Annotated in this window: 7 protein-coding genes and 2 pseudogenes; 5 read left to right on the top strand and 4 right to left on the bottom strand. The window is 61.2% G+C overall.

Translation table 11 applies throughout. From position 1 onward, the window contains the following. Positions 1-299, top strand: a pseudogene (locus RSB01_RS09430) (GNAT family protein); the annotation flags it as partial. Here RSB01_RS09430 and RSB01_RS09425 read toward each other — a convergent pair. Together RSB01_RS09425 and tadA are read right to left on the bottom strand one after the other, a co-directional pair. Beyond that, a complete protein-coding gene (locus tag RSB01_RS09425; protein WP_332625362.1) occupies positions 296-679 on the bottom strand; it encodes a hypothetical protein in 384 nt (127 codons plus the stop codon). The pseudogene RSB01_RS09430 and the gene RSB01_RS09425 overlap by 4 nt on opposite strands. Positions 680-733: 54 nt before the next feature. Further along, positions 734-1198 (bottom strand): tRNA adenosine(34) deaminase TadA, encoded by a 465-nt coding sequence (gene tadA, locus RSB01_RS09420; RefSeq protein ID WP_332625361.1) that lies wholly within the window; start codon positions 1196-1198, stop codon positions 734-736. Between the two features lie 12 nt (positions 1199-1210). On the opposite strand from tadA, the gene RSB01_RS09415 reads away from it, so the two are divergent. The 4 genes from RSB01_RS09415 to RSB01_RS09400 all read left to right on the top strand — a co-directional run bounded on the left by RSB01_RS09415 (position 1211) and on the right by RSB01_RS09400 (position 4947). Further along, a complete protein-coding gene (locus tag RSB01_RS09415; protein ID WP_332591916.1) occupies positions 1211-2920 on the top strand; it encodes a pseudouridine synthase in 1710 nt (569 codons plus the stop codon). Positions 2921-2932: 12 nt separating this feature from the next. Then, positions 2933-3508, top strand: a complete 576-nt coding sequence (rsmD, locus tag RSB01_RS09410) for a 16S rRNA (guanine(966)-N(2))-methyltransferase RsmD (protein WP_332591917.1) — start codon at positions 2933-2935, stop codon at positions 3506-3508. 19 nt (positions 3509-3527) lie between these two features. Then, a complete protein-coding gene (locus RSB01_RS09405) occupies positions 3528-4544 on the top strand; it encodes a kelch repeat-containing protein (RefSeq protein WP_332591918.1) in 1017 nt (338 codons plus the stop codon). Positions 4545-4617: 73 nt separating this feature from the next. Then, complete coding sequence (locus RSB01_RS09400; RefSeq protein ID WP_332620372.1) at positions 4618-4947, top strand: DUF2322 family protein; 330 nt, start codon at positions 4618-4620, stop codon at positions 4945-4947. 5 nt (positions 4948-4952) lie between these two features. On the opposite strand, the gene RSB01_RS09395 is transcribed toward RSB01_RS09400, so the two are convergent. Continuing rightward, a complete protein-coding gene (locus RSB01_RS09395; protein WP_332591372.1) occupies positions 4953-5423 on the bottom strand; it encodes a low molecular weight protein-tyrosine-phosphatase in 471 nt (156 codons plus the stop codon). Positions 5424-5429: 6 nt separating this feature from the next. Beyond that, a pseudogene (mutL, locus tag RSB01_RS09390) lies at positions 5430-7139 on the bottom strand (DNA mismatch repair endonuclease MutL); the annotation flags it as partial. Positions 7140-7248 lie beyond the last annotated feature (109 nt).

Here is a 7248-nt window from a genome sequence, read left to right as displayed (position 1 = left end):
CCTTCTATCGGCACGATGCGCGTGGCGGGGCGGTCAATCCGGCCACCAAGCTGTTGCTACTGGATCATGCCTTTGGTCATGGCATGGTGCGGGTCGAGATCATTACCGATGCCCTGAATGTGGTCAGCCAGTCGGCTATCCGGAAGCTGGGTGCCGTGTATGAGGGCCGTCTGCGAAAGCACAAGCGCACATGGACGGGCCGGATGCGCGATACCGAAATGTTCGCCATTATCGATTCTGACTGGCCGAGTGTGCGTGCAGGACTGGAATCACGTTTGCAGTCAGGTTTTAAATCCTAGCCCAAGGGTTTGATTTCACTGACTTCGCATAGGGTGTCGTCGATATTGGGCGAATGCCATTTGGCCGACTTGCCCTTGCCGCTCAGCATCAGGTTGCTGGCCTCGTACAGATAGCCTTCCGACGTCCCCTTGCGTGTGAGATCAAAGGCCAGACCATCAAAACGGCGTACCGTCGCCATTTTGCGAGGGTGGTCGAAAGCGACCATAAGGCGCTGGCCGTTCTGGCAGTTGAAAACCCATTCGGCGGCATCGTCGGGCGAGATATCTTGCGGAATCTCGGCTCTGAGATGTTCGTCTGTGGGACGAGGACCAATGGTGTCATGATCCTGACAGGCGGACAGAAACAGTCCCGTCGCTAAGCCGGCCGCGATTTTGCGCATTGATCCACCTGATCCGCGGCTCTTGTGACAGGTGCCACGAGATTGCCGCCTGAGTTAACTCTGATCAGGCTTGGCGGTTCCCTTCTTGCGACGCGAACGGAAGAAGTCTTTCAACTGCACCGAGGCCTGCTCGGCGTAAATTCCGCTGTCGGTTTTAGGTCGCCAGTGACAGGTGGGCTGTTCAAAGAATTTCGGGCCGTTTTTCACGGCTCCACCCTTCACGTCGTCCGCACCCCAAACTACCCTGCCGATGCGAGAATGGCTGATGGCACCGGCGCACATGGCGCATGGCTCAAGCGTGACATATAAAGTCAGGTCGGTAAGACGATAATTCTCTAAGGTCGCAGCTGCGTCTCTCAGCGCTACGATTTCGGCGTGAGCCGTCGGATCATGGCTTGTGATTGGACGGTTTTGCCCCTTACCTATCACTTCGCCGGTTATTTCGTTCACAACCAGTGCGCCGACAGGCACCTCGCCAGCTTCAGCTGCCGCTTGCGCCAAGTCCAGCGCCATGCTCATGAACCGCTCATCATGGATCGCCATCCCCGAGACAACGACAAGAAGCCCCGCCCGCGTCAAGACGACGCCTCGCGTGGACCCCGTAAATTCGCTGATAAGGGCCCGAAATTCGGCTCAGGCGACAATAAGGACCGCAATTTCGACGATCGCGGCCCTCGTTCACGTGACGATGACCGTCCACGTGGCGAAGGCCGATTCGAAAATCGTGGCTCCAAAGGAGGCAAGCCGGCTGCGAAGCCCGCGACGCCCGAACGTACCGAACGTATTGCCAAGGCTTTGGCACGCGCCGGTATCGCTTCGCGTCGTGAGGTCGAGCGCCTGATTGGCCTCGGTAAGGTTGCCGTGAACGGCCGCATCCTCGACACGCCAGCTGTGCTGGTGAAGCGGGACGATGTGATCACCGTTGACGGCAAGCCTGTTGGAGCTGCTGAAGCCACCCGCGTGTGGCGCTATAACAAGCCCGCCGGTCTGATCACCAGCCACAACGACCCTGCCGGTCGTCCGACCGTCTGGGATGCGCTTCCGGCCCATCTGCCGCGCGTGATCTCGATCGGCCGCCTCGATTTGGCGACTGAAGGTCTGCTGCTGCTCACCAATGATGGTGAGTTGAGCCGTGCGCTGGAACTTCCGGACACCGCACTGGTGCGCCAGTATCGTGCCCGCGCCCGTGGTCGCATCACGCAGGACCGTCTGGATACCTTGAAAGACGGCTGTGTCGTTGACGGTATCCGCTATGGTCCGGTCGATGCCAAAATCGAGAAGGCCAAGGAAAAAGAAGAGGACGGTCAGGTTAGCTCGGCCAACCTCTGGATCAGCGTTTCGATCACCGAAGGCAAGAACCGCGAAGTCCGCAAGGTTCTCGAAAGCCTCGGTTTGCAGGTCAACCGCCTGATCCGTTTGGCCTATGGTCCGTTCAACCTCGGCACCCTGCCGGTCAACTCGGTCGAGGAAATCGGTCCGCGTGTGATCCGCGAGATGCTGGGCGAATACATCCGTCCCGAAAATCTGCCGACCGGTAATACCGTCAGCACGCCTGCGCCGATCCCCGGTCGCCGCCCTGCGGGTGCGATCATCAAGGGCCGTTCGGGTTCGGCCATGTCGGATCCGTCGCGCAAGCCTAGCCGCGTTCGCGCTGCTAATCAGGCCGTTGAGGATGGTGTTCCCGAGCGTCCGGTAAAGAAGGAAGGCTGGGCCAAGGCCACGCCTAAGTTCGAGCACAAGAAGACCTTTAAACCGCGTGCCCGTCCGGGTTCCGATGACGGTCATGAGCGCGGTTCGCGCGAGGATCGCCCGCGTCCGGCGTTCCAGCGCGACGTGCAGTTCATAGATGATCGCCGCAAACCTGCGGGCAAGTCCTTCGGTGATAAGCCCGCGGGCCGCTCGTTCGGTGACAAACCGGCGGGCCGTTCCTATGGCGACCGCCCTTCGGGTGGTGAACGCTCGTTCGGTGGCAAGCCTGCTGGCCGTTCGTATGGCGACCGTCCGTCGGGTGATCGCTCGGGTGGTGAACGCTCGTTCGGCGACAAACCGGCGGGTCGTTCCTATGGCGACCGTCCTTCGGGTGATCGCTCAGGTGGCGATCGTCCGTTTGGCGGCAAGCCGGGCGGAAAGCCTGCTGGCCGTTCGTTTGGTGATCGTCCTTCGGGCGGTAAACCGGGTGGGAAGCCATTTGGCGGCAAGCCTTCGGGCGGTGGCCGTGGTGGCCCGCGTGGCCGTTCGTAAGGCTGAACACGGATGAGGATTGTCGCAGGCAGTCTGAAAGGCCGCGCTATTGTCGCGCCGGAGGGGCAGGGCACACGCCCGACCTCCGACCGCGCACGGCAGGCTATTTTCAACGTGCTTGAACACGCCGCATGGGCCGAGGATGTACTGGACGGCGCACGGGTCATCGACCTGTACGCCGGTTCCGGAGCTCTCGGTTACGAAGCCGTTTCGCGCGGTGCTGCCTTCTGCCTGTTCGTCGAAACCGACGATGGAGCGCGGGGGGCTATCCGTGAGAACATGGATGCCTATGGCCTGTTCGGACGCACGCGGGTTCACCGCCGCAGCGCGATCGATCTGGGCCCGCGTCCTGGCTCTACGGGCGAAGCCTTTACGCTGGCCTTCCTTGATCCGCCTTATGGCAAAGGACTGGGCGAGCAGACCTTGCAGAAGCTTCTGGAAGGTAACTGGTTGGCCCCCGATGCTGTGGTGGTTTACGAGCGCGGCTCGGATGAACCGGAAATCGATACCCCCGGTTATGAACGGATGGATGCCCGCGACTATGGCGCGGCGCGTGTACTGTTCCTGAAGGTCGCACCTTCGCAATAACAAGGTTAGGCTGTGGCGCATGATGATTCATCGCCGCAGCCTGATCGCCTCTGCCGCCGCAATGGTGGCGGTTCCCCGTATTGCTATCTCATCGGAAAGCCCGCGCTGGCAGCGACGGGCCGAAATGCCGTGGGCGACGCAGGAGATTTACTGCGCGGTTCTGGAAGGCAGGATCTATGTGGCGGGTGGCCTGATCCGTGATGCCATCACGACGCGGATCAATGACCGTGTGGGCATCTATGATCCTGCCGCCGACATTTGGACGGAAGGGCCACGCCTTGCGCAACCGCGCCACCATCCGATGCTGGCTGCTGCGCGCGGGCGTGTCTGGGCCTTTGGCGGCTATGACCGTCGCGAAGGCGGCGAATGGACATCCATGACCGACTATTGGGCGCTGGACGGTGATGTTTGGCATCCGGTTGGCCAGATGCCACAGCCCTTGGCCGAGACTGTCGGCGTAACGGTGGGCGATCGTGTGCATCTGGTGACAGGGCGCTCGCCTCTCGGGGGCAAGAATGGCCAGTGGAACGATCAGGCGGATGTTGCCACGCATCTGGTCTTCGATGCCGCGAACAATAGCTGGAGCACGGCACGCCCTGCGCCCGAGGCACGCAATAGTGCGGCCGGAGCGGCGCATGGGGGCCATGTCTATGTTGCAGGCGGGCGCATGGTCGAAGGTGGGCGAGGGACTGGGCGACTGGATCGTTATGATCCGGCCACCGACCAATGGGATACGCTGAGCCCTATTCCGGTGTCATCTTCGGGGCATCAGGTCGGTGGCGGGCTGGCTCTGGCGACTGTGGGGGACCGTCTGGTCGCTTTTGGTGGCGAATGGCTGACCCGACCCGGAGGTGTTTTCACCGAGACGTGGATTTACGACATCAACACCGATGACTGGACGCGAGGACCGGATATGGGCGTGCCGCGTCACGGCTTGGCGGGTTGCAGCGTGGACGGTGTCGTGTATGCGATTGCGGGCGGAGAGGTCTATTCAGGCGGCAAGGCCAGCAGTGTAGTCGAGGCCCTGAGAGTCTGAGGCTATAGCCGTCGCGGTACTGGACCGAACCTGTTACAGGCGAAGCAGTTTTATGTGACCCGAGGATTTGGCGATGATCCAGCCGACTGTTTCGTTCAAGGATAACCTGCAACTGTTGCCGTTGATTGATGGTCTGGCCCGTATCGACCTCGTTGATGAAACGGGGGCTGTGGTGGCGGCCATCGAAAATCAGGCGGGTAAGCAGGGATCGTTGCGCGTTTATCAGTACCTGCTGCAAAGCTTTGGGGTGCTTGATGCCAAGGCTGCTGCGCATGGCCTTGATGTTTTTGCCGAGCATACAGCCGATGCCAAGAACCGCCCGGGCGCGCACCCGAACATTGATCGCCTGATCGAGATTGTGGACGGTGCGGGCCCATTGGATATCAAGCTGATAGAGGCCTGAGCGGTCTAGTCCGCCTTGTGCGCTAAATGGTCGGCCAGGCCTTTGGAGGCTGTAACGACATCGCTCCAAGTAACCTCAAACCCGTTCTCGTCGCCATAATAGGGGTCTTCGACCGAGCACCCTTCACGACCCTTGGCCCAGGCCATCATCAGGCTGAGGTTTGTGGTGCTGCCCTGCGGCTGAATGCGTTTGAGGTTTGCAAGGTTTTCGGCGTCCATCGCTACGATATGGGTAAAGCGCTTGAAATCAGCGGGTTTGACCTGACGGGCGCGCAATGAGCCGATATTGACCCCGTTGCGTTTGGCCGTGGCTATGGCGCGTGGATCGGGCGGATTGTCGGTGTGATAGGCGGCGGTCCCTGCCGAGTCCGTGATGATCGGCAGTTTACGTTTTGCGACCTCGTCACGAAACGCGCCCTCGGCCAGAGGCGAGCGGCATATATTGCCAAGGCAGACGAATAAAACGCTGTATATCATTGATAATCAGCGCCTTCCGAACAGCTTTTCCAGATCGTTGAGTTTTAACTCTACATAGGTCGGGCGGCCGTGGTTGCACTGGCCGGAATGGGGCGTGGCCTCCATTTGGCGCAACAGGGCGTTCATTTCGGGAGCGCTTAAAACGCGACCTGCACGCACAGAGCCGTGGCATGCCATGGTGCCACAGACCTCGGCCATGCGTTCTTTCAGTGACAGAGCCGAACCATGCTCTGACAGGTCATCGGCAATATCGCGGATCAGGCCCTGAACGTCGGTATCACCCAACAGTGCGGGTGTTTCGCGTACCAGAACAGCACCGGAACCAAAGGCTTCTACGATCAGGCCCATTTCGGCCAGTTCGTCGGACTTGGCCGAAACGCGTTCGGCCTCTGCTGGGTCCAGTTCTACGACTTCGGGGGTGAGCAAGGCCTGGCGGGCGACGTGGCCGCCCTCCATCTGTACCTTCATGCGCTCATAGACGAGGCGTTCATGGGCGGCGTGCTGATCCACGATCACCAGACCGTCGCGGGTCTGGGCGACGATATAGGTGGCATGAAGCTGGGCGCGGGCGGCCCCCAGCGGGAAGTCGATGGGATCGACCGGAGCATGGGGCGCAGGTGCGATTTGGCCTGCGTGTTCGGCCTGAACATCGGCAAGGGTGCGGAAGGTTGGCGCGGCCTGCTGGCCCGACCAAGTGTGTTCCACCCGCGCCGAACGCTCGGACAGGCCGGGAATGATCTGTGCGGCGGCTTCGGGTCTGGACCATCCTGCCCATGCCGAGAAACCTGCGGCCGATGGTTCGGTCGGTGCATACTGCCCGTGGTTCTGCACCCCCGTATGAGGCTGGAAGCCGGACAGGGCATCGGCTGCAACCGTGGTCGAGGCACGGTGACCGGCGGCATGGAGCGCATGTTTCAACGCGCCGACAATCAGACCGCGCACCAGTGCCGGATCACGGAAACGGACCTCTGCCTTGGCGGGGTGGACGTTCACATCGACATAGAGCGGGTCGATATCGATAAACAGAACGGCTGCTGGATGGCGGTCGCGGGCAAGGAAGTCGGCATAGGCTCCGCGTAGTGCGCCTTGCAAAAGCCGGTCGCGCACAGGGCGGCCATTCACAAACAGGAACTGGTGGGCCGCATTGCCTCGCGAATAGGTGGGCAGGCCGGCATAGCCCGACAGGCGTGTGCCATCACGTTCCTGATCGATCAGCAGGGCATTGGCCTCGAAATCACGACCCAAAATGGCCCCGAGACGACGAAGGCGGCCCTCGTCGCCCTTATGCTCGGCGGGCAGGCGCAGCGTCGTTTTGCCATCCAGCGTCAGGGTGAAGGCCACTTCTTCGTGGGCCATGGCCTGACGCTTGATCTCTTCGGAGATCGCCATCGCCTCGGAGCGTTCCGACTTCATGAATTTCAGTCGGGCAGGGGTGGCGTAGAACAGGTCGCGGACTTCGACGCGCGCGCCGTGTGGGCCGGGGAAACCGGCGGGGGCGACAGGGTGGTGGTGGCCGCCCTCAACCGTGATGGCCCATGCTTCGTTCTGACCCGTATCGGCCTTGGCACGGGTGGTAATGTTCAGACGGGCAACCGACCCAATCGAGGGCAGGGCCTCGCCTCGGAATCCCAGCGTGAAGATGCGTAGCAGGTCCACATCACCCGCATCATCGGGTTCCAGCTTGGAGGTCGCGTGGCGTTCTACCGCGATGGGCAGGCGACGGTTATCCAGCCGCAGTTAGGAAAAGTGCAATTTTGCGCAGGTTTCTGCCCTTATCTTCGCCGTCTGACTCATGAAGACTACAGGCGTCCTTTCGTGTTTTTTC

This window comes from Brevundimonas sp., from assembly GCF_036659295.1.
GTDB lineage: Bacteria > Pseudomonadota > Alphaproteobacteria > Caulobacterales > Caulobacteraceae > Brevundimonas.
This window is presented reverse-complemented; position numbering and strand designations above follow the sequence as displayed.